General features: G+C 72.2%; 23 protein-coding genes, 1 tRNA gene and 1 other RNA gene. 10 read left to right on the top strand and 15 right to left on the bottom strand.

Annotation, left to right across the window (positions count from 1 at the left end):
* Positions 1-13 precede the first annotated feature (13 nt).
* Entirely contained in the window at positions 14-349 is a 336-nt protein-coding gene (locus tag ACIBG6_RS17370; RefSeq protein ID WP_399223456.1) for an alpha/beta fold hydrolase, read from the bottom strand.
* On the opposite strand from ACIBG6_RS17370, the gene ACIBG6_RS17365 reads away from it, so the two are divergent.
* Entirely contained in the window at positions 348-1,019 is a 672-nt protein-coding gene (locus ACIBG6_RS17365; protein WP_399223455.1) for a transcriptional regulator, read from the top strand. The two genes, ACIBG6_RS17370 and ACIBG6_RS17365, sit on opposite strands and share 2 nt — an antisense overlap.
* A 51-nt stretch (positions 1,020-1,070) precedes the next feature.
* Here the strand turns inward: ACIBG6_RS17365 and ACIBG6_RS17360 are convergent, their stop codons facing one another.
* Together ACIBG6_RS17360 and ACIBG6_RS17355 are read right to left on the bottom strand one after the other, a co-directional pair.
* Positions 1,071-2,129, bottom strand: a complete 1,059-nt coding sequence (locus ACIBG6_RS17360) for an aldo/keto reductase (RefSeq protein WP_399223454.1) — start codon at positions 2,127-2,129, stop codon at positions 1,071-1,073.
* 78 nt (positions 2,130-2,207) lie between these two features.
* Positions 2,208-3,647, bottom strand: coding sequence for an FAD/NAD(P)-binding protein (locus ACIBG6_RS17355; RefSeq protein WP_399223453.1), 1,440 nt, complete (start codon positions 3,645-3,647; stop codon positions 2,208-2,210).
* 195 nt (positions 3,648-3,842) lie between these two features.
* On the opposite strand from ACIBG6_RS17355, the gene ACIBG6_RS17350 reads away from it, so the two are divergent.
* A complete protein-coding gene (locus ACIBG6_RS17350; protein ID WP_399223452.1) occupies positions 3,843-4,949 on the top strand; it encodes a LuxR C-terminal-related transcriptional regulator in 1,107 nt (368 codons plus the stop codon).
* A 94-nt stretch (positions 4,950-5,043) separates the two neighbouring features.
* Here the strand turns inward: ACIBG6_RS17350 and ACIBG6_RS17345 are convergent, their stop codons facing one another.
* Positions 5,044-5,895, bottom strand: a complete 852-nt coding sequence (locus tag ACIBG6_RS17345) for an alpha/beta fold hydrolase (protein WP_399223451.1) — start codon at positions 5,893-5,895, stop codon at positions 5,044-5,046.
* Positions 5,896-5,925: 30 nt separating this feature from the next.
* A complete protein-coding gene (locus ACIBG6_RS17340; protein WP_399223450.1) occupies positions 5,926-6,903 on the bottom strand; it encodes a DUF5937 family protein in 978 nt (325 codons plus the stop codon).
* A gap of 94 nt (positions 6,904-6,997) precedes the next feature.
* On the opposite strand from ACIBG6_RS17340, the gene ACIBG6_RS17335 reads away from it, so the two are divergent.
* Positions 6,998-8,257 carry an MFS transporter gene (locus tag ACIBG6_RS17335; protein ID WP_399223449.1) on the top strand — a complete coding sequence of 420 codons (1,260 nt, stop codon included), beginning with the start codon at positions 6,998-7,000 and terminating at the stop codon, positions 8,255-8,257.
* Positions 8,258-8,277: 20 nt separating this feature from the next.
* Here the strand turns inward: ACIBG6_RS17335 and ACIBG6_RS17330 are convergent, their stop codons facing one another.
* The 5 genes from ACIBG6_RS17330 to ACIBG6_RS17310 form a co-directional block, all read right to left on the bottom strand.
* The gene (locus ACIBG6_RS17330; protein ID WP_399223448.1) at positions 8,278-8,487 is read right to left on the bottom strand and encodes a DUF4287 domain-containing protein; all 210 of its coding nucleotides are present in this window, start codon (positions 8,485-8,487) and stop codon (positions 8,278-8,280) included.
* 75 nt (positions 8,488-8,562) lie between these two features.
* Complete coding sequence (locus ACIBG6_RS17325) at positions 8,563-10,743, bottom strand: ABC transporter permease (protein ID WP_399223447.1); 2,181 nt, start codon at positions 10,741-10,743, stop codon at positions 8,563-8,565.
* 68 nt (positions 10,744-10,811) lie between these two features.
* Positions 10,812-11,486 carry an ABC transporter ATP-binding protein gene (locus tag ACIBG6_RS17320; RefSeq protein ID WP_399223446.1) on the bottom strand — a complete coding sequence of 225 codons (675 nt, stop codon included), beginning with the start codon at positions 11,484-11,486 and terminating at the stop codon, positions 10,812-10,814.
* 57 nt (positions 11,487-11,543) lie between these two features.
* Positions 11,544-11,951: a hypothetical protein gene (locus tag ACIBG6_RS17315; protein ID WP_399223445.1), complete on the bottom strand. Its 408-nt coding sequence runs from the start codon at positions 11,949-11,951 to the stop codon at positions 11,544-11,546.
* A gap of 121 nt (positions 11,952-12,072) precedes the next feature.
* Entirely contained in the window at positions 12,073-13,023 is a 951-nt protein-coding gene (locus ACIBG6_RS17310) for an NADP-dependent oxidoreductase (protein ID WP_399223444.1), read from the bottom strand.
* Positions 13,024-13,107: 84 nt separating this feature from the next.
* Here ACIBG6_RS17310 and ACIBG6_RS17305 point away from each other — a divergent pair, with 84 nt between their 5' ends.
* Both ACIBG6_RS17305 and ACIBG6_RS17300 read left to right on the top strand, forming a co-directional pair.
* Positions 13,108-14,124, top strand: a complete 1,017-nt coding sequence (locus ACIBG6_RS17305) for an AraC family transcriptional regulator (RefSeq protein ID WP_399223443.1) — start codon at positions 13,108-13,110, stop codon at positions 14,122-14,124.
* Positions 14,125-14,398: 274 nt separating this feature from the next.
* Positions 14,399-14,971 (top strand): dihydrofolate reductase family protein, encoded by a 573-nt coding sequence (locus ACIBG6_RS17300; RefSeq protein WP_399223442.1) that lies wholly within the window; start codon positions 14,399-14,401, stop codon positions 14,969-14,971.
* Here ACIBG6_RS17300 and ACIBG6_RS17295 read toward each other — a convergent pair.
* The 5 genes from ACIBG6_RS17295 to ACIBG6_RS17275 form a co-directional block, all read right to left on the bottom strand.
* Complete coding sequence (locus ACIBG6_RS17295) at positions 14,968-16,620, bottom strand: SulP family inorganic anion transporter (protein ID WP_399223441.1); 1,653 nt, start codon at positions 16,618-16,620, stop codon at positions 14,968-14,970. The two genes, ACIBG6_RS17300 and ACIBG6_RS17295, sit on opposite strands and share 4 nt — an antisense overlap.
* A gap of 129 nt (positions 16,621-16,749) precedes the next feature.
* The gene (locus ACIBG6_RS17290; protein WP_399223440.1) at positions 16,750-17,430 is read right to left on the bottom strand and encodes a GAP family protein; all 681 of its coding nucleotides are present in this window, start codon (positions 17,428-17,430) and stop codon (positions 16,750-16,752) included.
* Positions 17,431-17,474: 44 nt separating this feature from the next.
* On the bottom strand, positions 17,475-17,960 hold the full coding sequence (locus ACIBG6_RS17285; protein ID WP_385807245.1) for a DUF1269 domain-containing protein: 486 nt from the start codon (positions 17,958-17,960) through the stop codon (positions 17,475-17,477).
* 450 nt (positions 17,961-18,410) lie between these two features.
* Positions 18,411-18,632: a hypothetical protein gene (locus tag ACIBG6_RS17280; protein WP_317597447.1), complete on the bottom strand. Its 222-nt coding sequence runs from the start codon at positions 18,630-18,632 to the stop codon at positions 18,411-18,413.
* Between the two features lie 121 nt (positions 18,633-18,753).
* A tRNA-Ser gene (locus ACIBG6_RS17275) sits at positions 18,754-18,841 on the bottom strand.
* Between the two features lie 323 nt (positions 18,842-19,164).
* On the opposite strand from ACIBG6_RS17275, the gene ffs reads away from it, so the two are divergent.
* From ffs to ACIBG6_RS17250, 5 genes are all read left to right on the top strand, one after another.
* Positions 19,165-19,263, top strand: an RNA gene (gene ffs / locus ACIBG6_RS17270) — signal recognition particle sRNA small type.
* Positions 19,264-19,365: 102 nt separating this feature from the next.
* Complete coding sequence (locus tag ACIBG6_RS17265) at positions 19,366-21,546, top strand: DNA polymerase III subunit gamma and tau (RefSeq protein WP_399223439.1); 2,181 nt, start codon at positions 19,366-19,368, stop codon at positions 21,544-21,546.
* Positions 21,547-21,607: 61 nt separating this feature from the next.
* Entirely contained in the window at positions 21,608-22,858 is a 1,251-nt protein-coding gene (gene purD, locus ACIBG6_RS17260; protein WP_399223438.1) for a phosphoribosylamine--glycine ligase, read from the top strand.
* Between the two features lie 305 nt (positions 22,859-23,163).
* Complete coding sequence (locus ACIBG6_RS17255) at positions 23,164-25,008, top strand: hypothetical protein (RefSeq protein ID WP_399223437.1); 1,845 nt, start codon at positions 23,164-23,166, stop codon at positions 25,006-25,008.
* 243 nt (positions 25,009-25,251) lie between these two features.
* The gene (locus ACIBG6_RS17250) at positions 25,252-26,712 is read left to right on the top strand and encodes a N,N-dimethylformamidase beta subunit family domain-containing protein (protein ID WP_399223436.1); all 1,461 of its coding nucleotides are present in this window, start codon (positions 25,252-25,254) and stop codon (positions 26,710-26,712) included.
* Positions 26,713-26,769: the final 57 nt, after the last annotated feature.

Raw genomic sequence — 26,769 nt, 5'->3', positions numbered from 1 at the left:
TCCCAGCATGGCTTCAGACGCGGACCGAACCGGCGAAGGAACCGAGGAAACCCGTCACCGTGCTCACGAACTCCTCCTCCTTCTCGAAGAGGACGACATGCCCGGCGTCGATCTCCGCGTACGAGCTGCCGCCGATCGCCGCGTGCAGCGCCCGGCTGTGCTCCACCGGCACGGTCGCGTCCTGCGCGCAGCCCACGACCAGCGTCTCCGCCGTGATCCGGGGCAGCAGCTCCCGGATGTCGACCTCCAGATCGAGCGCCACGTGCCGCAGGGTGCCGGGGGTGGGCGGCATGTTCGGGATCAGCGCCTCGACGCCCTCGCGGGCGGTGCCGACGGTGACGGTGGCCATGATCGCTGCTCCCGATGGAGGGGGTGAGTGGCTGACACCGAGGACTCTGCCGACCGCCGGGAACGGGCGGGACCACCTCCACCTCCTCGCCAGCCACCGCCCGCCCGCCGGGCCCACGGTCGGCGACCACGTCTCACCCGGCCTCCTGCACCTCCTGGACCAGCTGGACACGACCCCGGCGCAGGTCCTGAGCGACCTCGGGGACGTCCTCGCCCAGAACGCGATGGCCCGCGCGCTGCTCGGCGGCGTGTGCACGGTGTCCGAGCACGGGCGGAACGTGGTGTGGCGCTGGTTCGCCGACCCCGAGGCCCGTACGGCGTACCCGGCCGAGGAGCACGCGTACTACAGCCGCCTCCACGTCGCCGACCTGCGCGCGGCCGTCGGCCGCCGCTCCGGCGACCCGGCGTGCGTCCGCCTGGTGGAGCGGCTGCGCGGGGCGAGCGAGGAGTTCGCGGAGCTGTGGGCGCGGCACGAGGTGGGGGTCCGGCGGCACAGCCGGATGCGGGTCGTGCACCCGGTGATCGGCCCCGTGGACCTGGACTGCCAGGTGCTGCTGACCCCGGAGGGCGAGCAGCGGCTCGTGATCCACACGCCGCCGCCGGGCACGGACGCGGGGGAGCGGCTGGCGCTGCTCAGGGTGGTGGGCGGGGAGCAGTTCGCGCCGGCTTAGGAAACGCCCGGCGCCCGCTGCCCGCTGCCCCCCCCCGCCCCCGCCACCCGCTCAGCCCGCCGCGCGCTCCTCCAACGGCCGTCGCCGCAGCGCCGGTTCGGTGAGGGCGCGCGGGCGCCAGACGCCGTCCGGCGGGTAGAGGTTCGTCCCCGGCGGCACGATCGCGTCGATCCGGTCCAGGACCTCGTCCGTGAGCACCACCGGCGCACCCTTCAGCAGCCCCTCCAGCTGCTCCCTCGTGCGCGGCCCGATGATCACGGAGGTCACGGCCGGGTGCGCGGTCACGAAGGCGAGCGCCAGCTCGGGCAGGCTGCACCCGATCTCGTCCGCGAGCGCGACGAGCTCCTCGACGGCGTCGAGCTTGGCGGCGTTGACGGGCAGCGACGGGTCGAAGCGGTGCGGGGTGAGCGCGGCCCGCCCGCTGGTCAGGTCGATCGGCGCGCCCTTGCGGTACCGGCCGGTGAGGAAGCCGGACGCGAGCGGGCTCCAGGTCAGCACCCCCATCCCGTACCGCTGGGCGACGGGCAGGACGGACGCCTCCACGCCCCGCGCGAGCAGCGAGTAGGGCGGCTGCTCGGAGCGGAAGCGGCGCAGCCCGCGCCGCTCGGCGACGGCGTGTGCCTCGACGATCTCCTCGGCGGGGAAGGTGGAGCAGCCGAACGCCCGGATCTTCCCCTGCGTGACGAGGTCGCCGAGGACGTCGAGGGTCTCCTCGATGTCGGTACGGGGGTCGGGCCGGTGGACCTGGTAGAGGTCGATCCAGTCGGTCTGGAGCCGCCGCAGGCTGTTCTCGACGGCGAGCGTGATCCAACGACGGGACGAACCACCCTTGTTGGGGCCTTCGCCGCCCATCGGGAAGTACACCTTCGTGGCGAGGACGGTCGCCTCGCGGCGCCGGGAGTCGCGCAGCGCCTTGCCGACGATCTCCTCGGACTCGCCGGCCGAGTACATGTCGGCGGTGTCCACGAAGTTGATGCCCTGGTCGAGGGCGGCATGGATGATCCGTACGGAGTCCTCGTGGTCCGGATTGCCGACGGCACCGAACATCATGGTGCCGAGGCAGTAGGTGCTGACGTCGATCCCGGTCCCGCCGAGTGTTCGATAGCGCATGCGCCGCACTCTAGGAATTGGAGTGCACTCGAAGGCAAGAGCGGGCGCGGGCGGGCCCCAGGCCGGGTCTCCACCCGGTCAAGGCGTGGCTCCCTTGGCGCCCGCCGCGACGATCGTCTGCGCGGCCCGTGCCGCTTGGGCCGCTATGCCCGCGATGCTGGACGTGATGAACGGACCGCCCCCGGCGAGGTCTCCCACCACGTGCAGGCGTGGGTCGGCCGGCACCAGCCCACCGGCCGGGTGCAGCTCGGCGGAGCCGTCGGCCAGCAGGGCCGTGACCAACTGCCCGGCCCCCCGAGGGATCGCCCGCGGCGGCGGGTTCACGGCGTTGACGACGGTGTCGAAGGTGCTTTCGCCGTCGTCGCGGCGCACCCGGAACACCCCGTCCGCCGCCTCGATCTTGCGGATGCCCGCGGCGACGGAGAGTTGCCCGGAGTCCAGCAGCCGCATCATGGTGGCGGCGTTCACCGGGACCATCGGTGAGGCCACGCTCGTCGCCGTGCGGAAGTGGCGCCGCAGCCGCTCACGGTCGGGCTCGGGCAGCAGCCGCCACGCGTACGGGCCGACGCTGTGCGCTGTCTCCTGGAGGACCCGGCGGCCGATCCTGGAGTCGTCGACGGCGTCCAGTTGCGCCCGCAGGCGCCGGACCGGATCCTCGGTCGTGGTCGCCAGCAGGTCGGCGGCGAAGGCGTCGAAGTCCTCTCCGGCATCGGCCAGTTCGGCGCGCAGCAGCCCGATGAGGTCATCGAGGCGGACGGTATTTTGCCGCCGGTGCAGCGCCGCCACCCGCTCGGCGGTCACATGCCGCGGCCGGTGCTCGACCGGGCGCTGCCAGACGTGGGGCAGCACGCCGCCGCGGGACAGCAGCGTGATCGGCCCGGTGTGCCCGCGCGCGGCGAGCGACACGACGACGTCGACCGCGGTCAGACCGCTCCCGACGACCGCGACGTCGCTGCCGGGTGCGACCCGGTCGAGTGTGCGGGCCAGCGGGTACGGATCGTCCACGAAACCGGAGGCGCCGCCGAGGCCGTAGTGGTCTTGCGGCATCCCCCCGCCCACGCACAAGGCCACGTGGTCGGCCTCGTGCCCACGTCCGTCCTCCGTACGGAGCGACCAGTCGGCCCCGGACCGGGCTACCCCGATGACGCGCGAGGTGACGACCCGCACCCGCCGGCCGGCTTCGCGCAGGGTGTCCAACGCCGTCTCCGCGGTGTGTGCCAGGTACTCGCCGTAGAGCGCGCGCGGAACCAGCGGCCGCCCCAGCCGTTCGTCGAGGTGAGCCGGGGCACGCGTACCCAGCCAGGCCGCGTAGTGCCCGAAGTCCAGGTGGCGGATCGACATGATGGCCGGTGGTGCGTTGACCAGCACCGTGTCCAGGTCAGGGCCGTACGGGCGGCCACGCCAGAGATGCGGGGACGGCTCGAACACCGTGACGGCCCCAGGCCCGTCGGCGGTGGCCGCCAGGCTGTCCAGCAGACCGACCGCGGCAGCGCCCGCTCCGACGATGGCGATGTCCATGTTCTTCCTTCTTCCCTTCACGTTCCGGGCTGCCGCCGAAAGAACCGCGGCCTCGTCGAGACTCGCCGCCCCCAGTGCCGAGGCCCATCCCCCGTGAGGGGTGACCGTCGGGAAATAACCCCCTCAAACGGGGGGTTGGTGCAGGACGGGAGGGCGGGAAGGCTGACCTGCGTCCAGACCACCGGAGGGATCTCCATGTCCGATGCGCGCCGCCACGCCGAGGTGCTGTCAGGTCACGCCAAGGTGCTGTCGGATGCGGATCGGGCCACCGACACACGCGAACTCTTCAGCCGGGCGTCCGCCAGGCTGCGACGGCTCGTTCCGTTCGACTCGGCCGTCTGGGCGGCCACCGACCCGGAAACCGGTCTCGTCACCGCGCCGATGCTGGTGGAGAACCTCGGCTCCGGCGAGCGCTGCGCCGAGTACTGGGAAAGCGAACTCCTGGAGGAGAACGTCCTCCCGTTCAGGGACCTCGCCCGCGCCACCGTCCCGGTGGCCGGTCTGCGCGCGGCCACCGGCGACCTGCCCGCGCGCAGCGCGCGCTTCCGCCGGCTCCTCGGGAGCCAGGGCGTGGACGACGAGCTACGGGCCGTGCTGCGGGTCGGCGACCGGCCCTGGGCCGTGGTGAGCCTGTTCCGCATGGGCGGTGGCGCCCCGTTCGGCCCGGCCGAGACCACACTGCTCGCCGGCCTGTCCGCTCCGCTGGCCTCGCGGGTGCGCCGGTTCGCCCGCCCGTCCGCGTCCGGCGGCGGAACCGACGCACCCGCGCCCGGACTGGTGCTCTTCGATCCCTCCGGCGAGCCGACGTCGATCAACGAAGAGGCACGGCAGTACCTCTCACAGCTCCCTGAAGGCCCTTCCATCCCCTCGCAGTTGGGCCTGAGGCTGCCGATCTGGGTGGTCGCCACCGCACTACAGGCACGGGCGATCGCCCGGGGCCGCGACCGGGCAGGCGGCGCGAGGACGCGCATCCGGACCGTTGACGGCCGCTGGCTGACCTGCCACGCCTCCTGTCTCAGCGGCCCCGCCGGGCGACCCGGTCCCGTGGCACTCGTCATCGAGCCGGCGGCCGCCACCGACCGGGCGGTCCTCATAGCGGAGGCGTACGGCCTGACGCCGCGCGAGCTGGAGATCACCCAGCTCATCACGCGCGGACTGCCCACCGCCGAGATCGCCGCGACGCTGTTCATCTCCCCGCATACCGTGCGCGACCATCTCAAGGCCGTCTTCGGCAAGGCAGAGGTCTCCAGCCGAGGCGAACTCGTCGCACGACTCTTCGGCGAGCATTACCGACCCGTGTGAGGTGCCGGGCCCGGACCGGGCACGGGCGCCGCGTCGCGGGCCGGCCTCAGCCCAGCCCCCAGGCCGGGTCTCAGCCCAGCCCCCAGGCCGGGCCTCAGCCCAGCCCCCAGGCCGGGCCTCGGCCCAGAAATCCCGTCATCAGCGCGTGCAGCACCTCGGGCCGCTCCAGATGCACGTCGTGTCCCGTGCCGGGCACGCTGACCCCGTGCAGTCCGGGCAGGAGCCGGGCCATCTCCGCGTACTCCTCGTCGCCGATGATCCCGCCCTGCTCGCCCTGCCCGAGGACGGCGAGGGTGGGGCAGGTGATCGCCGCCCACTCGTCCCAGAAGACGCGGGTGGCGTTCTCGTCGAGGGACCGGACCATGACGTCGGCGTCGAAGCGCGGCCACAGCCCGTCGCCGCGCTCTTCGAGGCCGTTCGCCCACCCCTCCCCGACGGACTGCTTCCCGCCGCCGAGGTACGCGACGGCCGCCTCCCTCGACGGAAACGGCACGGGCCAGGCGGTGAACCACTCCCCGATGGCGTCCTGCACACCCGGGTTCGACCCGCCCGGCCCGGCCTCGACGAGGACGAGGGCGCTCGGCAGCTCGGGATCGGCGGCGGCGGTGAGCAGCGCGGTGTGCCCGCCGAGGGACTGCCCGATCAACACGGGCCGGTGGAGCCCGAGTTCGCTCACGACCGCCACCACGTCGGCGACGTACGCGGCGCGCGAGACGTCCGCGGGCCGCCGTTCGCTGCTGCCGTGCCCGCGCTGGTCGAGGGCGAGGACCCGGTATCCGGCGTCCCGGAGGGTACGGGCGGTCGCGTCCCACTCCCCGGCGTGCCCGGCGAGCCCGTGGAGGAGGAGTACGTCGGGCCCGGAGCCGCCCCAGTCGCGACAGGACAGCCGTACGTTGTCGCGCACGACGACCCGCTCGGACCAGGGGAACCCCGAAGAATCAGTCATCCCCCCATCCTCCCCGACCCGCCTACGGATTCACGGATTGAGGAGCTGGTCGGCGACGGCGGTGCGGGCGTAGAGGACGGAGCGCCCGCTGCGGTGGGCGGTGACGAGGCCGGCGTTCCGCAGGGCGATGAGGTGCTGGGAGACGCCGGCGGCGGACAGGCCGCAGTGCGTGGCGAGTTGGGTGGTGGAGGCCGGGGTGTCGAGCTCGGTGAGCAGGAGGGTGCGGGAGCGGCCGAGGACGGCGGCGACGGCGTCCGTGGCGGCGGTGGTACGGGGTTCCCACAGGGTGCCGATTCCCCGGGCGGGGTACGCGAGTTGGGGCGGATCGGGGTGGACGGACCGGGTGAGGACCTGGGGCCAGGCGAAGGCGGAGGGGATGAGCAGCAGCCCGGAGCCGGCCTCGTCGCGGGTGAGCGCGCAGTGGCGGCGTACGAGCCGCAGGGTGCCGTCGTCCCACCGTACGGTCTCGTGGAGCTCGCTCAGGACCCGGGCGGAACCGTGCTCGGCGACCTGGCGGGCCCGGTGGAAGACGTCGGCCTCCAGAAGCTTCTGGATGCGGGCCCAGTAGGGGGCGAGGCAGATCTCCCAGTACGTGTCGACCTCGCCGGCGACCTTGCGGAGGGCGGCCTCGGGAGCCTCGTGCAGCAGCCGGCGCCGGGGCTCGTCGCCGCCTTCCACCCCGAGCCGCCGGAGGTCGTCGCGTACCTGCTCGGGAGGGGTGCGGCGGATGGCGTCGAGCTCGGCGTCGAGGGTGGGGAAGGGGCCGGTGGGGGTGGGGTTGAGGAAGTCGGCGAGGTAGCCGTGGGCGGGGACGAGGGTGGCGAGCCAGCCGCGGTCGAGCCCGGCCCGGAGGAGGCGGGGGCGGACCTGGGCGGCCCAGCGGCGGTGGGGGGAGGTGTCGGAGTTCCGGACGAGCAGCCGGAAGCTGGTGACGACCTCCCACATGGGGGAGACGGCGAAGCGGGTCTGGGCGAGGTCGGCGGCGGAGAAACGGAGCCCGGATTCCATGGAGTTACCGCCCTGATCGTCACGAAGCACTGATTGGATTCAGGCTGAGCTTAATCATTGGAGGAGAAGCAGAGGGAACCCACACCATCTCCCCATGCCCACTTCCTTCCGCGGTCTCCCGCCCGTCGTCTGGACGATCTTCGCCGGAACGATCGTCAACCGCCTCGGCTACCTCGTCACGCCGTTCCTGGTCTTCTTCCTCGCCGCGCGCGGAGTGACCGGCACCGACACCTCGTACGTCCTCGGCGCCCTCGGCGCGGGCAACCTCATCGGCCCCGCGGTCGGCGGCATCCTCGCCGACCGCATCGGCCGCAGGCCGACGATGCTGATCGGCCTGATCGGCGCGGCGGCGGCGCAGGGCGCGCTGTTCCTGGCGCCCGGGGTGTGGACGATGGCGGCGGCGTCGCTGCTGATCAGCACGGCGGGCAGCACGGTGTCCCCGGCGGCGTACGCGCTGCTGGCCGACGCGGTCGACAGCGAACGCCGCCAGCGCGCGTACGCCCTCTTCGGCTGGGGCGTGAACATCGGCACGGCGGTCGCGGGCGTCCTGGGCGGCTACCTCGCGGCCCACGGCTACTGGCTGCTGTTCGCGGTGGACGCGGGTTCGATGCTGCTGTACGCGGTGGTCGTGGCGACGCGCCTGAAGGAACCGGCACGAGCGAAGACCCCGAAGCCCAATGACGGACAGACGGACGAGCAGACGAACGAGCAGAAGGACGGGAAGAAGTCCGGGAAGAAGGACGGGAAGAAGGCCGGCATCGGCTACGGAGTAATCCTCCGAGACCGCCTGACCCTGCTCCTCCTCCCCCTCTTCGGCATCCAGCTTTTCGTGTACTCGCTGACCGAGGTCGCGCTGCCGCTCGCGGTCCGCGACAGTGGCCTCTCCCCGGCGGTGTACGGGGCGATGGCGGCGGTCAACGCGGTCCTGGTGGTCGCCCTCCAGCCCTTCGTGACCGCCCGGCTGGCCAAGCTGCCGCAGCTCGTGGTGCAGAGCGCGGGCAGTGCGCTGATCGCCGTGGGCGTCGCGCTCACCGGCCTGGCCGACGGGATCGTCGGCTACACGGTGTCGGTCGTGGTCTGGTCCCTCGGCGAGGTCGTGGTCGCCGGCATCGCCGCCGGAGTCGTCGCCAACCTCGCCCCGGCGCACGCCCGGGGCCGCTACCAGGGCGCCTTCAGCTGGACCTGGGGCGTGGCCCGCTTCGCGGCCCTCACGGTGGGCGTCGCCGCCTACACGACCCTGGGCCCGGGCGTCCTGTGGTGGACGGCCCTGGTAGTGGGCTCGGCGGCCTCGGCGGCGACCCTGATCCTGGCGCCGCGCGTCCACCGCCGCACGGCCCACGAACTGGTGGCCTGAGGCTGCGTCCCGTACTCGCCCTACTTGCCCTCGGCGAGGGTATGGGCGACGAGGGCATTGGCGTGCCCGTGCCCGAGCCCGTGCTCGGCCTTGAGCCAGGAGACGAGCTCCATGTGCTTGGTGAGCGGCGAGGACCGGATGATCTCCTGCCACTCGGCGACGGGCCGCCCGTACTTCTTCTCGATGGAGGGGAAGTAGCTGGCGGGACCCTTGGGGGTGTTCTCGGCCACGGTGATCTCCTGGGTGAAGTGAGCAACTGAAGGTAGGACCCCCACTGCACCCGGAACTCATCGCCGAACGCAAGATCAATCCCGCCGAATGTGTTCGGGATCGATGTGCCGCCGGACCATGGGTACGGAGGCGAGGGCGGCGGCGCACAGGACGCCCAGGGCACAGGCGAAGAGCAGCGGCAGCCCCTCCCAGTCCCAATGCACGGCCCCACCCCCGGTGATCAGATAGCTGGACTCGGCGAGCCACCCGGTGACGATCGCCGCCCCCAACCCCACGACCAGCGGCAACCCGACCTGCAAAACCTGCACCACCCGCAAGGTCCCGGCCCGAGCCCCCAACAACGCGAGCGCGGTCACCTGCGCGCGCCGCTCCATGGCCCGATCGGCAACGGACACGACGAACGCGGCGACCCCGATCACCAGCCCGAGCACCATCCCGACGGCCAGCAGACTCCGAATCACAGCGAGCTGCGCGAGCGAATCGATCACGATCCCGACGGGATCGACGGACGCGGTGGGCGCGATGGCCCCGATCCCGTCGAGAACGGAACGGATGGTGGCGGGGTCGGCGGCGCTGACGAGGGTGAGAGTGCCGTCGGCGTCGGCGAGGTTGGGGGGCAGGAGGGAGGGCGGTACGAGCAAGGCACTCGTGCGGAAGACGGACGGCTGGTATGCCCTCATGCTGATCCGCTCAGGAGGAACGGTGAGAATGACCTTTCGCCCGTCGCGTGTCTCGAAGGGGAATCGGTCACCAGGCTGAGGGTCCTCCGCGTACGCCGAGTTGGCGTCGTGCAGCTGCATGATCCTTCCGTCCACACAGCCTCTTGCCCACCGAGTTGTTGCGGTGAGTTGGGCACAGGTGGCGACCAGTAGGTCGACGTGCGGCCGCAAGGTGCCGTCTAGCGGATCCCATGAGCTGTACGCAGGCACCTGCATCCGCACTCCAGGGACCAGTGTGAGCTGCTGCCTTTGCTTGGGGCTCAGATCACTGAGGCTGATCTTGTACTCCTGAACGGGCGCAGTCCGCCGACTGACCTGGTCCAGTTCGACGAGCACTCCCTGAGTGAGCGAGGCTCCGAAAACCAGCAGCACGAGACCGGTGGCAACCCGCAACGATGACCCCGGATCGACCTCCGTACGCCGCATCGCCAACGCCACTGGCAGCGACTTCGCCACCCCGGCTAGCCGCCGCGCGAGCCACGCAGTAATCGGAGCCAAACCGAAGACGAGACCGGCACCGGTCAACAACACGGCGGCAGGAACGAGCACGGAACTGGCAGAACCCCCGGAGGGGTCGCGCCCCATGACACTGAGAACGCAATACCCGCCGATGACACCCACCCCTGGGATCAGCAGCAGTGTCCCGTAGATCCTCGGTGGTTTGCGTTCCCCGGTCCGACGGACGCTGATCGGCGACAGGGCGGCCCGCCGCGCACTGAACTGGCCCACGACCCATGCGAGCGCCGGACACCCGAGGAGACACACGGCAATCGTTGACGCCCGGGGCCGTCCGTCCGCCGGATACCAGTGCAGCCCCGGCAACCCGACCCGCGCCATGACCTCGTTGACGCCGAGATACCCGGCGACCCCGAGCACGGCTCCGACGAACGCGGCGACCATGCTCTCCCCGGCATTGACCCGCAGTGTGTCCTTCACGCTGAGCCCGACGAGCCGAAGGGCGGCGAGGCGTCGCGCACGGGACTCCCCAGAGAGCCGTGCGCAGACCGAGAGGAAAATGACGAGGGGGAGGAGCACGATGCACCCGAGGGTGAAGCGCAGGATGTCGAGGGTTGAGGGGTCGACGATCTGCCGCCACGACCGGCCGGTGCCGAAGCTACCGAGCTGCTCTGCTCCGCTCAGCTCGTCCGGAGTGGTGCCGATGTAGGCGTACAGGTCGTCCGAGTCGCCCAATCCCGCCGGCGCGATGGTGCCGGTTACGCGACCAGGGAAAAGACCGGTTGCCTGCGGGTTGGCTGCCAGGATCTCGACGAGCTTCGGCGAAACGATCGCCTCACCGGCCTCGGGAAGCTTGTCGATGCCGGGTGGCACCGGCATCGCCCCGGGGCCATTACGAGCGACGAAGACCCGATGGAGTGGCTGCGACCCGTACGGGTCCCGGAACTCGCGATAAAGGGTGTTGCTACCGCCTGGCCGTGGCTCCCGGGCAGCCGTACGAGCGTCATGCGCGGTGAGGATCGACGGGATGGTCAGCACTGCGGCAAGGCAGGCCACCCCGAGCGCGGATCCGAGTGCCATCAAGAGGAAGCGAACCCGCCCCCTGCGCCCACTTCCCCAGAGGAGGCGGAGCCCGAGGAGAAACACGTTCACACTGCCACCCGCTGCGTCAGCAGACCGTCCGACATCGTGTACTGCGTGTCCGCCCTCGCGGCGACGTCGGCGTCGTGCGTGACGATGACCACGGCCGTCTTCTGTCTCCGCGCCAGTTGGAGGAACTCCTCCAACACCGCAGCAGCGTTGGCGCTGTCGAGGGCCCCGGTCGGCTCATCCGCGAACACCACGTCCGGCCGGTGGACCAAAGCCCGCGCAACCGCCACGCGCTGACTCTGGCCACCCGACAGTTTCGAGGTCCTTCGCCGAACCAATTCGCCCATTCCTAGCCGCCCCAGTACTTGGCCAGCCATCGCATGAGCATGGGTCTTACTGATCCCGGCAAGCCGGAGGGGAAGCGCAGCGTTCTCCTCCACGGTCAGCTCCGGCAACAGTTCCCCGTACTGGAAGACGAATCCCAGGCGTGTGCGGCGTAGGGCGCTCAGCTCTCCGTCGGGGAGAGAAGCGAGCTGGACCCCGTCGAAGGTCACCGTGCCGCTGGAAGGAGGTAGAACCCCGGCGAGGCAGTACAGCAGAGAAGACTTCCCTGACCCGCTGCTGCCCATGATGGCGGCTACCTCGCCGCGCTTGAGCGTGAAATCGGCACCGCTGACCGCCTGATGCGTGCCGTAAGAAAGATCCACGCCCTTGGCGCGGAGGATGACGTCCATCGTGGTGTGCTCCCTGCAGATTGGGAGCCGCTCATCGGCGGCTCCCAGAACCGTCGACTATCGCCGCGAGATCAGCCGCTCAGGGGAGCAGTTGTCCGGTCGCAGGGAGCCGCGGTCGCGGCACACCTGCAGTCGGACTTCCTTCGTCTTCAGAACCGCGCCGTCGACGAAGACCTTGTCGACCTTGACATTCCTCCTCTGCGTGCCCGTGAGACGGCCCCACGCATAGCCCTCAACCCTTGTGCGGAGGTACACGTTGTGCCCGTCGTCACCGTCGTCGTCCCTCAGTTCTCCCTTCACGTGAAGTCCGCTGGGCACTTTGCTTGTGGGCTGCCACTGGTACGTGCCGGCGAACACAACACCTGGGTCCGTGATGATCAGCTTGTGCTCCGAGTCAGCCATCGCCACCCCCATCCCCCCAAAGAACAGCCCCGCAGCCACCACCGCAGTCGCCAACTTCCTCATGGATAACCCCTGTTTGATCGAACCGGATTGGTCATCACAGAAAGTATCGGCATCACTACACACCGGTGACCGCAGGAACGTCCCTCCCTCGCATCACCCCTCTAACCGGTGAACGAATCCCTCACGGCACCAGCAGCACCTTCCCCCGCACGCCCCCGACCTCGCTCGACCTGTGGACGTCTGCCAGCTGCTCCAGTGGGCGCGTTTCGGCGATGTCCAACGTCACCGCACCCCCGTCCACCAGGGCGATCAGTTCCTTCAGTTGCTTCACGTCGTTCCTGGCCACCATGTGCTGGGACGTCACCGACCTGTCCTTGTCCGCCGGGATCGGAGTCGCTATCGAGACGATGTGGCCGCCCGGGCGGACCAGGCGGGACAGGGGCGCGGCCTCTTCCGGCGATACCGGGACCAGGTTCAGCAGCAGGTCGACCGGGGACCGTAGGCCCTCCGGCAGCGGCGTCGTCGTGTAGTCGATGACCCGCCGTGCCCCCTGCCGCCGCACCGTCGCCGCGCTGCGCGCGCTCGCCGTGGCCGTGACGTCCGCGCCCGCATGGGAAGCGAGTTGGGTGACGAAGCCGCCGACTCCGCCGCCCGCGCCGTTCACGAGGACCCGCTGTCCTGCCCCCACCCGCCCGTGCTCGAAGACCGCCTGCCACGCCGTGAGGCCGGCCACCGGCAGGGCGGCGGCGTGTGCGAGCGGTACGGATGTCGGCGCCGCCGCCAGCAGTCTCGCCGGCGCCGCCACGTACTCGGCTCCCGCCCCGCCGTCCAGTCGGCCCACGACCCGGTCGCCGATCGTGAAGTCCCGTACACCCGCGCCCACTTCGGTGACGATCCCCGCCACGTCCCAGCCGAGCGTGAACGGCAGGTCCACCGGCAGGAAGCCGTGCAGCAGGCCCCCGCGCAGGGCCGTCTCGGTCGGGTTGAAGGAGGTCGCCGCGATCCGTACGAGCACCTCGTCCGCAGCCGGGTCGGGGAGCGGCGCGTTCTCGTAGCGGATCACGCCCGCGTCGCCGTACTGGTGGATTCGAGTGGCCTTCATCATCGGCCTTGTTGTCGTCGCTGTCGTCATGCAGCGAATCTAGGAAGAGGGAGCGAGACGATCCATGTGTCTGAGTGCCTTCTTCATACGAGTTCGTCTCGCTAGGCTTCATCCATGGATGTCCTGAGCGACGTGATCGCCGTGATGCGATCCGGCCGCCCCCGGTCCGCCTCCGTCCGCTGGCACGCGCCCTGGGCGCAGCGTTTCGCCACCGTGCCGGGATCCGCGGGGTTCCAGGTCGTCCTGGAGGGCACCTGCGTGCTGCGGTCGCCCAGCGCTGGCGCCGGCGCCAGCGCCGGGGACATCGAACTGGCCGCCGGTGACGTCGTGTTCCTGCCGCACGGCACCGGGCATCTCCTCGCCGACAGCCGCGCCTCGGGGGACGCCTACCGCGAGACCCCCGACAGCCGCACCGTCGTCGAGGACTGCGCCCCCACCCCCTCGGCCTCCCCCTACGTGTCCGACCGCGTCGACCCCACCGGCCAGGGCGGGCCCGTCACCGCCCTGCTCTGCGGCACGTACCAGCTCGACCCCTCCCGTACGCACCCCTTGCTGCACGGCCTCCCCGACCTGATCCATCTGCCGGCCGCCCGACCCGGTCGCCCGCCCGAGCTGGCCGCGGCCGTGGAGCTGCTCGCCGCCGAGCTTCGGCGGCCCGGGCTGGGGACGGACGCGGCTGTACCCGCCCTCCTGGACACGCTTCTCCTCTATATCCTGCGCATCTGGTTCGCCGAACAGGCCGCCCAGGCCGGGCCCGGGGCCTCCGGCTGGGCCGCCGCGCTCGGCGACCCGGCGGTCACCGCCGCCCTGCACGCGATGCACCGGTCACCGGGCGCCCCCTGGACGGTGGAGCGCCTCGCCGCGGAGGCGGGTCTCTCGCGGGCCCCGTTCGCCCGCCGCTTCGCCGCACTCGTCGGGCGTCCACCCCTCGCGTACCTCACCTGGTGGCGCATGACCCTCGCCGAGCGGCTGCTCCGGACGACGGAAGCCCCGCTCCGTACTGTCGCCGAACAGGTCGGATACGGCACCGAGTTCGCCTTCTCCGCTGCCTTCAAGCGCATCCACGGCTCCGCGCCCGGCGGCTATCGGCGGGCCGTTCGCCGCTCCGGGGGCCAGGATGTCGCTGGGTGATCGCGTTCGTAGCCAGGGGGAGGTGAGGAGGCGGCCCCCGGCGGCAGCTCAGGCCGATCCGGGACCCACCCAGGCCGACCCCGGACCGCTCAGGCCGATCCGGGACCACCCCAGGCCGACCCCGGACCGCTCAGGCCGATCCCAGGTCCTCAGGCCGAAACAAGTTGGCCGAAACGCGCTCCTCGCGGATGTCGAGCGGGGTGGTCCCGCCCTCGACCCATGGGTGAGAGCGGGCCGCAGGGGCGGTGCGCGTCACCTGAAGGCGGGACCCCTCATGGCCAGGATCATCCACTTCGTGCACCAGTCCCTCGACGGCTTCATCGCCGGGCCGAACGGCGAGTTCGACTGGCCGGCCATGGGCGCCGAGCTCTCCGCGTACACCGCGGAGCTGACCGCCGGTGACACCGTCTTCCTCTACGGCCGCAAGGTCTGGGACCTGATGTCCGGCTTCTGGCCGAACGCCGAGCAGTACTCGCAGGACCCGCACGACCTGGCTTTCGCGCCGGTCTGGCGGGAGGCTCCGAAGGTGGTGGTCTCCAGGACCCTCGCCGGCCAGGACCTCGGCTGGAACACCACCGTCGTCTCCGGGAACGTCGCCGGGGAGCTGACGGCGCTCGCGGAGGCCGGCAAGACCCTGGTGCTCTTTGGCGGCGCCGAGCTGGCCGCCCACCTCGGCGCGCACGATGCCGTCGACGAGTACCGGGTCGTCGTCCACCCCGTGCTCCTCGGTGGCGGGACCCCGGCCTTCCACCCCGCCGAGCGCCGAACGCAGCTGGAAACGGTGGAGACCCGGACCTTCGACGGCCGCTCCGTCCTCCTCCGCCACCGTGTCGTACGCGAGGGCTAGACGGTGTCCGGCGAGGTGTCCTGGACGTGGCCGGGGTCCTGCCGTCCCCGCGCCGCCTCGGCCAGGGCGCGGTCCAGGGGGGCGAAGAGCGTGCCCTCGGCCGGGATGATGCCGCCGGGGCCGAGATCCTCGTCGAGGCCGATGGCCTTCAGGGTGCGTACGAGACCGGGTTCCGCGCCCGCGATGACGAGGCGGCCGCCGTGCCGGTGGAGCTCCGCCACGTACCGGCGGAGGAGTTTGACGACGGTCGAGGACGGGACGTCCGGGACGCCGCGCATGACGAGGACGAGTACGGCTCCCGGAGCGTCGTCCGCGCGCGGCAGAGTGGCCTCGATGTGGGGGAGTTCGGCGAAGAAGCCGATGCCGTCGTAGTAGAGGACGGTGGTCTCGCCCGCGGTGAGCCGCCGCGGCGGCTCGGCCGTGTGCCAGTCGCCCTTCTCGTCCCGTACGAAGGCGACGAGGCGGGCGCGGCGGGCGGCCTGGGCGCAGTAGAGGAGGAGCGAGAAGACCGCGCCGAGCACGATGGCCTGCTGGAGCGGGAGTTGGGTCGTGGCGAGGAACGTCAGAATCATCGCCGCCGACGACAGGCGCGAGGTGCGGAGCACCAGCAGGATGTCGCGGCGCTTGCCCCAGATGAGTTCGCCGCCGACGACGAGGATCAGTCCGCCGATGACGGGCATCGGGATGCGTTCGGCGAGCGGGGCGCAGGTCAGCACGATGACGGCGAGCAGCACGCCGGAGAAGACGCCCGCCCAGCGCGTGCGGGCCCCGGCGGAGACGGCGACGCCCGTACGGGAGAGGGAGCCGCCCGCGGGCAGCGACTGGAAGAGGCCGCCGGCAAGGTTGGCGAGGCCCTGGGCGGCGAAGTCGCCGTTGACGGAGGAGCGCGAGCCGTCCGGGTTGGGTACGGAGGGGCCGATGCTCGCGGCCTGGGCGAGGGCGACGAGGGCGACGGCGACCGAGCCGCCGAGCAGCTCGGGCACGACGGACAGGTCGGGCGCGGAGAAGCCGGGCAGCGAGGCCGGGATGTGGGCGATGTCCCGGACGAGCTCCACGTCCGTACCGAGCACGGCCACGGCGACGCTCGCCAGGACCATCGCGACGAGCAGCGCGACGGGTTCGAGGCGTTTCACGAGCCGGGTCGCGGCCCAGATGCCGATCGTGGCGACGGCGACGAGGGTGGCGCCGAGCGCCCAGTCGCCGATGTGCGCGAGCCAGTCGCCGAGTTGGTAGAGACGGTTGTGGCCCTGCGGCTTGTAGCCGGTGGCGTCCTTCAGTACGCCGGTGACGATCTGGAGCGCGATGCCGGTGGAGAAGCCGGTCATGACGGCGTTCGAGACGAAGCTCATCACCGCACCGAGCCGCAGCACGCCCATGAGGAGCATGACGAGCCCGGCGAGGAGCGTGAGCGTCGCGATGTTGCCGGGGTCCTTCGCGTCGAGGCCCGCGTCGGACAGCACGCTCTGGGAGGTGAGGGCGATGGCGCTGGTCAGGGTGGTGACCATGAGGACGGTACGGGCGGTGAGGGAGCCGACGATCGCGGGGACGACACCGGCGTAGAGACCGGCGACGGGGTTGAAGCCGGCGATGGCGGCGTAGGCCATGCCCTCGGGGATGGAGAACAGTCCGGTGACGAGGCCGGATCCCACGTCGGCGGGCTTGGGCCGCCCGAGCCGGCCGATCCGCCCGAGCCGGCCGACCCGCCCTGGCCACCCCGACGCACGGACCCTCCCCGACTTACGGACCCTCCCCGGCGTACGCACTCGGCCCCCCTTCCGTCACGCCGCCGCCAGCCCGCTCAGCGCGTCGCCGACGTACTTCGCCCCGAGGACCACGAGCAGCGTCGTCATGATCGCCGCGTTGTGCCGGGACATCCAGGTCTTCCAGCCGCCCAGCGTCTGCGCGGACCGCTCCCCGCCGAGGAGGTAGACGGTGAGCGGCGCCAGGGCGCAGAGGGAGCCGATCAGCACCATCAGGACGGCGGCGACGGTCTTGCCCCCTGTCGAGGCCCCGCTGCCGGCGATGGAGACGGCACCGCCGACCGCCAGGACCAGGTTCTTCGGGTTGGCGATCACGAGGGCGGCCGCGAGCCCGGCCGCCTTGCCGGGCGTGAACCGGTCGATCGCCTTCATCCAGCCCGGCGGCTCGGGCTCCTGCCCCTCCCGCGGGCGGTCCTTCCACTGCTTGACGCCCATGAGGAGGAACAGGAGGCCGAGCCCGAGCTTGAGCCACAGCGTCCAGTCGGCCGGCCCGTCGTCACCGGACGCGCCCGCGCTCGAACCGAGCAGGACGACGGCGGTCACGACGACGGCGAGTGAGACGACCCAACTCGCCGTGAAGGCCATGCCGTTGCTGCGCCCGCGTGGGGTCGCCAGCATCAGGACGACCGCGATCAGAGGGACCGGGCTGATGGCGATGCCGACGGCCGGGGCCAGCATCTGTCCGATGGCGTCGCCCATGGAGCAGCCCTACCCTTCCTCCGTCTCGCGTGCGTGAACTCGGCTCAGCTCGCGAAGACTTCGCGGAGCTTCGCTTCCTTCTCGCCGTCCAGGTTGGACTGGATCAGCTCGGCGTGGCCGTTCGGGAAGGCGTCCTTCACGCGGTCGACGACGGCGTCCGCGGAGAGCAGGAACAGGGCGGAACTGCCGGGCGTGACCTTCGACTTGACCGAGTCGATGAAGTCGTCGTCGATGCCGACGTCGGCCATCTTGCCGCCGAGCGCACCCGCGGCCGCGCCGACGGCCGCGCCGAGGAGCGGCATGAAGAAGAGGAGGCCGAAGAGCATGCCCCAGAAGGTGCCGGACAGTGCGCCGGCGCCGGTGAGGTTGTTCAGCTGCTTGGTCTTCGGCTTGCTCGCTTCCTCCGGCCAGCTGACGGTGGCCGCGTCGATGACCTTGATCAGCTCCTGCTTCTGCAGCTGGAGCAGGGTGTCCTCCACGGCCCCCGCGCCCTCGGGTGCATCGAATTTCCACACAGTCAACGTGGCCACGTCCAGCCTCCAGAAGCTCGCCCAACGGCGCTCGGCAACAGGTAGCCCTCAGTAAATGCGGTGATCACGAATGCCGCATCTCGGGCATATGGGCCAGGCGGAGTGAGGGCGGAGTGCGGGCGGAGCGAGGGAGGTGAGGGGTCCTCCGCTTCTCTCCGCGTGCGGATCGATCATCACGGCCCCGCTCGCACGGCCGGCCTCCGCCGACGAGGCCTGTCTCAGCGCGGACCCGGTCGTGTGCCGGATCCGCGTCCTGCCGATGGACGAGAGGGTCGAGGCCCAGCGGACGCGGATGCAGTACCACGGGCTCCTGGAGGGCATGCACCGTACCGAGGCCGACATGCGCGAGGCGAGCTTCACCGACGGAGCGGCGCAGGAAGTACCAGAGGGCCGGACCGCTGGTGCGGTCCGGCCCTCTGGGGCTGCCGTGCCGTGGTCGACACAGCGGTACTACAGCTTGCTCATCTTGTTGTACGGGCTCAGGATCCGCTCCTGCAGCGAGCCGAAGTCGACAAGTGCTGCGACTCCGTCCTCGATGCCGATCACGCGGCCGAGGCCGTACATGTCGTGTGTGACCTGGTCGCCCACGGCGAACTCCTTGGGCGGAGGGGCGACCGGGGCCTTGAAGGGACTGGTCGGCAAGTAGCGCTTCGGTGCTGCTGGCTTTGTCATTGCGACCAGTATGCGCCCGCGAGCCGCTGTGTGCGGCTGTCGTCCGACTGCGAATGGGACACAAACTGCTCCGAGGCAACGCCAGAGGGCCGGATCGCTGACGCGATCCGGCCCTCTGAGCTGGCGGAGGATACGAGATTCGAACTCGTGAGGGGTTGCCCCCAACACGCTTTCCAAGCGTGCGCCCTAGGCCACTAGGCGAATCCTCCGGTCGGAACATTACATGACCGAGGAGGGTGCTCGCGAACTCGATTCGATCAGGGGCCGAAGAGGGGCCGAAGAGGGGGCGCAGAGAGGTCGGGCCGAGGTTCGGCGGAGGCCCGGCGGAGGTCATCGGAGGTGACTGGAGGAGAGGCGGAGGGAGGGGTGGGGGAGGTCGTGGAGCGGTCGAGGCGAGGTCAGGGGGGGCGAGCGGGGTTCCCAGGGAGGTTCCCAGGGAGCTGCCCGGGAGGTTTCGAGGGCGGTTTGGAGGGGCGTGGAGGGTGTGTGAGGGGGAGTGGGACGTGGGGCTGCCGGGATCGGGTACGCTGGGCGGAGCCCCTCACGCGGCGCTATCTGACTGAACTCCCCCAGGGCCGGAAGGCAGCAAGGGTAGGTTGGCTCTGGCGGGTGCGTGGGGGGCGCTTGCGTTCCCGGGCCCGGTGGATTCCGCCGGGTGTCGGAGGCGGTGGCGGCAAGGTCCCACCCGGTGGTTTTTCCCGGGTTGTCGGTGGACGCCTATAACCTCGTATACGTGTCGTCTCTCGCGCTGTACCGCCGCTATCGCCCCGAGTCCTTCGCCGAGGTCATCGGGCAGGAGCATGTCACCGACCCGTTGCAGCAGGCCCTGCGGAACAACCGGGTCAATCACGCGTACCTGTTCAGCGGGCCCCGCGGCTGCGGAAAGACGACCAGCGCGCGGATCCTGGCCCGGTGCCTGAACTGCGAGCAGGGTCCGACGCCGACGCCCTGCGGCGAGTGCCAATCCTGCCGCGACCTCGCGCGGAACGGGCCGGGGTCGATCGACGTCATCGAGATCGACGCCGCGTCCCACGGTGGTGTGGACGACGCCCGTGACCTGCGGGAGAAGGCCTTCTTCGGGCCCGCGTCCAGCCGGTACAAGATCTACATCATCGACGAGGCGCACATGGTCACCTCGGCGGGCTTCAACGCCCTCCTGAAGGTGGTCGAGGAGCCGCCGGAGCACCTCAAGTTCATCTTCGCCACGACCGAGCCCGAGAAGGTCATCGGCACCATCCGGTCGCGGACCCACCACTACCCCTTCCGGCTCGTGCCGCCCGGCACCCTGCGGGAGTACCTCGGCCAGGTCTGCGGGCAGGAGGGCGCTTCCGTCGAGGACGGCGTGCTGCCGCTCGTCGTGCGCGCCGGCGCCGGCTCCGTGCGTGACTCGATGTCCGTGATGGACCAGCTGCTCGCCGGTGCCGCCGACGACGGTGTGACGTACGCCATGGCGACGTCCCTCCTCGGTTATACGGACGGGTCCCTGCTCGACTCGGTGGTCGACGCCTTCGCGTCCGGCGACGGCGCCGCCGCGTTCGAGGTCGTCGACCGGGTCATCGAGGGCGGCAACGACCCCCGGCGGTTCGTCGCCGACCTCCTGGAGCGGCTGCGCGACCTGGTGATCCTGGCCGCCGTGCCGGACGCCGCCGAGAAGGGGCTCATCGACGCCCCGGTCGACGTCATCGAGCGCATGCAGGCCCAGGCCTCCGTCTTCGGTGCCGCCGAGCTCAGCAGGGCCGCCGACCTGGTCAACACCGGCCTGACCGAGATGCGCGGCGCCACCTCGCCCCGGCTCCAGCTGGAGCTGATCTGCGCGCGTGTGCTGCTGCCCGCCGCCTTCGACGACGAGCGTTCGTTCCAGGCGCGCCTCGACCGGCTGGAGCGGGGCGCGGCCGTCGGATCCGGTCCGGCGCCCGTCTACACGCCCGCGCCGCCCACGCCCGCCATGGGGTACGTCCCCGGGCCCGAGGCCCACACCCCGATGGCCCCGCCCCCGCTCCCGCCCGCCCCGGCCCCCGCGCAGCCGATGCAGCCCGTGCAGCCCGCGCCGGCGCAGTACGCGCCGCCTGCCCCCGCCCCCGAGCCCGCCCCCGCCCCCGCGCAGAACCAGCCCCCCGCGGCCCGGCCCGGTGCCTGGCCCGGGGCCGCGGCCCCCGGCAGCGGTGCGCCCGGCGCCTGGCCCGGCGCGGCAGCCCCCGCCGCCCCGGCCGCTCAGGTACCGGCACCGGCCGCCCCCGCCCCCGTACACGCGCAGCCCGCGCCGCAGGCGCCGGCTCCCGCGGCAAGCGCCGGCGGCGGTGGTGGCGGGGACACGGCGCAGGTGCGGAACCTGTGGCCGCAGATCCTCGAAGCCGTCAAGAACAAGCGCCGCTTCACCTGGATCCTCCTCAGCCAGAACGCGCAGGTGGCCGGCTTCGACGGCACCACCCTCCAGCTCGGCTTCCTCAACGCCGGCGCCCGCGACAACTTCGCGAGCAGCGGCAGCGAGGAGGTCCTGAAGCAGGCCCTCTCCGAGCAGTTCAACGTGCAGTGGCGGGTCGAGGCGATCATCGACCCGTCGGGCGGTGCCAATCCGCCGCCCGCCGCGGCCAACTTCGGCGGCGGGCGGCCCCAGGCCCCCGCCCCCGCACCCGCCTTCCAGCAGGCCCCGCCGCCCGCCCCCGTACAGGCGCAGCCCACCCAGGCCTTCCCGCAGGCCTCCGCCTCCGGCTTCGCCCCCGGTCCCGGCTTCGCCCCCACTCCCGCGCAGGCTCCCGAGCCCTCGTACGCGCCGCCCGCGCCGCAGCCCGTGGCGCCCGAGGACGACGTGCCCGAGGAGGACGATCCCGACCTCGTCGACTCCGCCCTCTCCGGACACGACCTGATCGTGCGCGAGCTCGGAGCCACCGTTGTGGAGGAATACACGAACGACTAGGGCCGTCTCGCTCGGTGGCCCGCACAAGGGGCATCCCGGCCGGCGGGCTACCCTGGCTGGCGTGAAGGTCCTCGTCATCGGCGGCGGCGCCCGCGAACACGCCCTGTGCCGCTCTCTCTCCCTCGATCCCGACGTCACCGCTCTGCACTGCGCGCCCGGCAACGCCGGAATCGCGGAGGTCGCCGAGCTCCACCCCGTCGACCAGCTGGACGGCGAGGCCGTCGCGCGCCTCGCCACCGAGCTCGGCGCCGAACTGGTCGTCGTCGGCCCGGAGGCCCCGCTGGTCGCCGGTGTCGCCGACGCCGTCCGCGCGGTCGGCATCCCGGCCTTCGGCCCGTCCCAGGAGGCGGCGCTCCTGGAGGGCTCCAAGGCCTTCGCCAAGGACGTCATGGCCGGCGCCGGCGTGCCCACCGCCCGCAGCTACGTCTGCACCACCCCCGAGGAGATCGACGAGGCGCTCGACGCCTTCGGCGCTCCGTACGTCGTCAAGGACGACGGCCTCGCCGCCGGCAAGGGCGTCGTCGTCACGGAGGACGTCGAGAAGGCCCGGGCGCACGCCCTCGGCTGCGACCGCGTAGTCATCGAGGAGTACCTCGACGGCCCCGAGGTCTCCCTCTTCGCGATCACCGACGGCGTCACCGTCCTCCCGCTCCGGCCCGCGCAGGACTTCAAGCGCGCGCTCGACGGCGACGAGGGGCCGAACACCGGCGGCATGGGCGCCTACTCGCCGCTGCCCTGGGCCGACCCCAAGCTCGTCGACGAGGTCATGGACAGCGTCCTCCAGCCCACGGTCGACGAACTGCGCCGCCGCGGCACGCCGTTCTCCGGCCTGCTGTACGCGGGTCTGGCGATCACCAGCCGCGGTGTCCGGGTCATCGAGTTCAACGCGCGCTTCGGCGACCCCGAGACCCAGGTCGTCCTGGCCCGGCTGAAGACCCCGCTCGCGGGCGTCCTGCTGCACTCCGCCAACGGCACCCTGGACGACCAGGCGCCGCTGAGCTGGAGCGACGACGCCGCGGTCACCGTGGTCATCGCCTCCCACAACTACCCGGAGACCCCGCGCACCGGCGACCCCATCGAGGGCCTGGACACGGTCGCGGAGCAGGACGCCCCGCACGCGTACGTCCTCCACGCGGGGACGAAGCGGGACGGCGACGCGATCGTCAGCGCGGGCGGCCGGGTCCTCTCGGTCACCGCCACCGGAACGGACCTGGCGCAGGCCCGCGAGCGCGCCTACGCGGCGGTCGGCCGTATCCGGCTCGACGGCTCGCAGCACCGCACGGACATCGCGCGGAAGGCCGCCGAGGCCTGATCCCCCGCGGCGATACGCCGTTCTTTCGTGCGGCCGTGCGGTGAACCGTACGGCCGCACGAATGCCATCACCTTTGCCCAAAGCCATTCCATCGAGTGACGGCTCGGCCATCCGGATGACGCCCGCCACCGCCCCAACTAGGGTGCGGCGGAGGCGTTCCGGCACTTGGCCCACCGGCATTGCGATGTCAGGGGCGGGTGCCACAGTGGGGGAGTGAGCAACACCGCCACAGGCAGTCCCGACATGGGCGATCCCGACATGGGCAGTCCCGACATGGGCAGTCCCGATATGGGCAGGAGGGGGTGATGGACGGCGTGTCCGGTACCGGTGCCGTTGTCGGCGAGGAGTGGGGTGCGCGCGCCGCGCGCTCCCGGGCCCTCGCCGTCCTCCGTGTCCGAGGCAGGGCCCTCGGCCTCGCCGTGCTCCCCGCCGCGGTGGCCGTCGTCCTGTACGCGGGCGGGGTCACCGGCCACTTCACCGGGACCGGCTGGGACACCGCCCGCTGGGTGGTGACCGTCCTCGCGGTCCTCGTCGCCCTCGCCGCCACGGCCGTCGCCCTCGTCGTCGCCCGCGCCCGGCCGGCCGCCACGCCCACCGTGGAGCTCTCCGAGGCCGGGGCCCCCGATCTGTACCGGCTCGTGCGGGACCTGGCGGACCGGCTCGACGTCCCCGCGCCCTCCGCGATAGCCCTGACGCCGGACTGCGACAGCTGGCTGGAGGACCGCACCCACCGGGCCCACCGCAAGCACGGAAGCAGCGCTCCTCACCACACGTCCGACGGCGGAGCGGCCCCCGTCCTCGTCATAGGCTCGCCCTTCCTCTGGTGGATGCGGGTCGCCGAGCTCCGCGCCGTCCTCGCCCCGGTCGTCGCCGGTACGGGACCGGCCGCCCACCCCGACATAGCCGCCGCCCGCCGCTTCGTCCGCGGGCTCGACGCCGCCGTCGCCGTCCCCGAGACCCCCGGGCTCGACCCCTTCCGCAGGCTCGGCGCCCACGGCGTCGGACAGGTCGCCCGCGTCCTGCTGCGCGCCTGCCGGGGGCACGCCTCCGAGATGGAGCGCGGTGTCGCCGCCGCCGGTTCGGAGCGCGCGCAGACCGTGGACTACGGCGTACGGATCGTCGCCCAGGAGCAGGTGGGCCTGGCCTACGCGGGCTGGGACCGGCTCCTGACCCGGGTCGCGCTGCCCGCCTGGCGCATGGGCCGCTGGCCCGCCAAGCTCGACGCGGGCGTGGTCTCCGCCCTGACCGAGCTCTCCCGCCGCGACCGGCTCGCGGACGGTTTCTCCTCCCGGCTCGGCGAGCGGCCGGCCTGCGACCTCCTGGAGGAGCCGGGCGCGGTCGACGAGGCGACGTCGCTGCTCGCCGCCCGCCTCTTCCACGGCGGCCCGGCCGAGCCCGGCCCCGACTGGTCGCCGGTGGAGTGGAGCCAGTACCCGGAAGAGGTCGTCGACCGGAAGTGGCGTACGGACGCGGCCCGGCTCCACGAGGTCCTCGACCGGCTGGGCGTCGCCGCCGCGGCCGCCGGGTCCCCGTCCGCCTCCGACGGCCCGACCCTGACGCGCGTGATGGCCCACCTGTCCGCCCCGCAGCCCCCCACACCCCCGACCACACCGCCGGTCGCGGACCCCGAGCCCGGCCACGACCCCGCAGCGCCGGACGCCCTCGACACCCTTCACGCCCTCCACGATCTCGACGACGAGCCGCACGCCAACCCCGCCGCCGACGCCCTCGCCGCCGCGCTCGGCGCGCTCCTCGCGCGGGAGGACGCCGCCCGCGAGGCCCGCGCGGCCGCCACCGCCGCCGAAGCGGCGAGGACGGCGGCGACCGCCCCGAGCGCCGACACCCCGCACGCGGTCGTCAGCGGCCCGGACGGGCCCCTGCCGCTCTTCCCGCTCCAGCCGCCCCGTTCCGGACGCGACCTGCTCGCCGACCACGTGACCGCGATGGTCTGCTGCGCCGCCGTCGACACCGCGGAGGCCGTCCCCGGCCTCGACTGGCTCGACGGCCCCGCCCTTCTCGTCGGCGGCGAGCGCGCGGCGGACCTCGGCCCCCGGGTCCTCGCCCTCGTGGAGGACGGCGACCCGGAGCCCCTGCGCGCCTGGCTCGCCCGCACCGGAGTCCGCCCGGAGAAGCCCGTGCGCCTGGTCTGAGCGCCCCCGGGAACCGCCCGTGGAACCGCCCCCGGATGCGCCCCCAGAAGCGCCCCCGGAACCGCCCCGGATCCGCCCCGTCCCGGAGCCCCGGCTTCCACTCTCGTCAATTCACGACGAACGGTGACGGAGTGCGTGCGTTATGTGATGTGCTGGAGACCGTCACTGACAAAGGCAAGAACCAGAAGGCAAGAACCAGAGGCACTGACCAGCCGACCGGGGGAGTCGAGGGAGGGGCGCAGCATGGGGGCCGAGCAGATCAGACGGTGGGAGTCCGGGGCGCTGGCGCACGCCGTGAGCGATCCCTTCGGACAGGGCCCGCTGCCCTGGCTCCGCGGTTCGGAGAACTACTTCGACGACACGGGTCAGATGGTCCCCTGGTACGCGGACGAGACCCTGGCCCGCGGCCGCAGCGGCGGCCCGCGCACGGCCGACGACGTCCGGCGGCAGATCAAGGGCTTCGCCTCGACCGGGGCCGTGGCGCCGGGCGAGTCGATCGACTTCCACATCACCGTGGACCCGCCGCAGCAGTTCCTGGTCGACGTCTACCGGATCGGCCACTACGGCGGCGACGGCGCCGCGAAGATCACCACGAGCCCGCGGCTCTCGGGGATCGTCCAGCCGGCCCCGCTCACCGCCGACCGCACGGTCTCCTGTCACCACTGGTGGCAGTCCTGGCGGCTCCAGGTCCCGACGTACTGGTCGATCGGCGCGTACGTCGCCGTCCTCACCACCGCCGACGGCTACCGCTCCCACATCCCGTTCACAGTCCGCGACAGCCACCCGGCGGACCTGCTCCTCGTCCTCCCGGACGTGACCTGGCAGGCGTACAACCTCTACCCGGAGGACGGCCGCACCGGCGCCAGCCTCTACCACGCCTGGGACGAGGAGGGCCGGCTGCTCGGCGAGGAGGACGCGGCCGTCACCGTCTCCTTCGACCGCCCCTACGCGGGCGCGGGCCTGCCCCTCCACGTCGGCCACGCCTACGACTTCATCCGCTGGGCCGAGCGGTACGGCTACGACCTCGCCTACGCGGAGACCCGCGACCTGCACGCCGGCCGGGTCGACCCCAGCCGCTACCGGGGCCTGGTCTTCCCGGGCCACGACGAGTACTGGTCGGCGCCGATGCGCCGCACCGCCGAACTCGCCCGCGACCAGGGCACGTCCCTCGTCTTCCTCTCCGCCAACACCATGTACTGGCAGGTGGAGTTGGGCCCGTCCCCGTCGGGGGTGCCGGACCGCCTCCTCACCTGCCGCAAGCGGCGCGGCCCGGGCCGCCCCGCCCTCTGGCGCGAGGTCGACCGGCCCGAGCAGCGGCTCCTCGGCATCCAGTACGCGGGCCGGGTGCCCGAACCGCACCCACTGGTCGTGCGGAACGCCGAGCACTGGCTCTGGGAGGCCACCGGCGCCGGTGACGGCGACGAGCTCCCCGGCCTGGTCGCCGGCGAGGCCGACCGCTACTTCCCTCGCACCGCGCTCCCCGAGCACCAGGGCCGCATCCTGCTCGCCCACTCGCCCTACCGGGACGGCGACGGAGCGGTCCGCCACCAGGAGACCTCGCTCTACAGGGCGCCCTCGGGCGCCTGGGTCTTCGCCTCCGGCACCTTCGCCTGGTCCCCGGCGCTCGACCGCCCGGGCCATGTCGACGCCCGGGTCCAGCGCGCCACCGCGAACCTCCTCGACCGGATCTGCAAGAGGGACTGAAGGGACTGAGCGGGGAGTCACAGGTCCTGGCGGCCGGGGCCGCCGGGATGTGCGAGA

This window comes from Streptomyces sp. NPDC050842, assembly GCF_044456565.1.
Classification (GTDB): Bacteria; Actinomycetota; Actinomycetes; order Streptomycetales; family Streptomycetaceae; genus Streptomyces.
The sequence above is the reverse complement of the archived record's forward strand: the minus strand, read 5'-3'. Positions and strand labels throughout refer to the sequence as shown.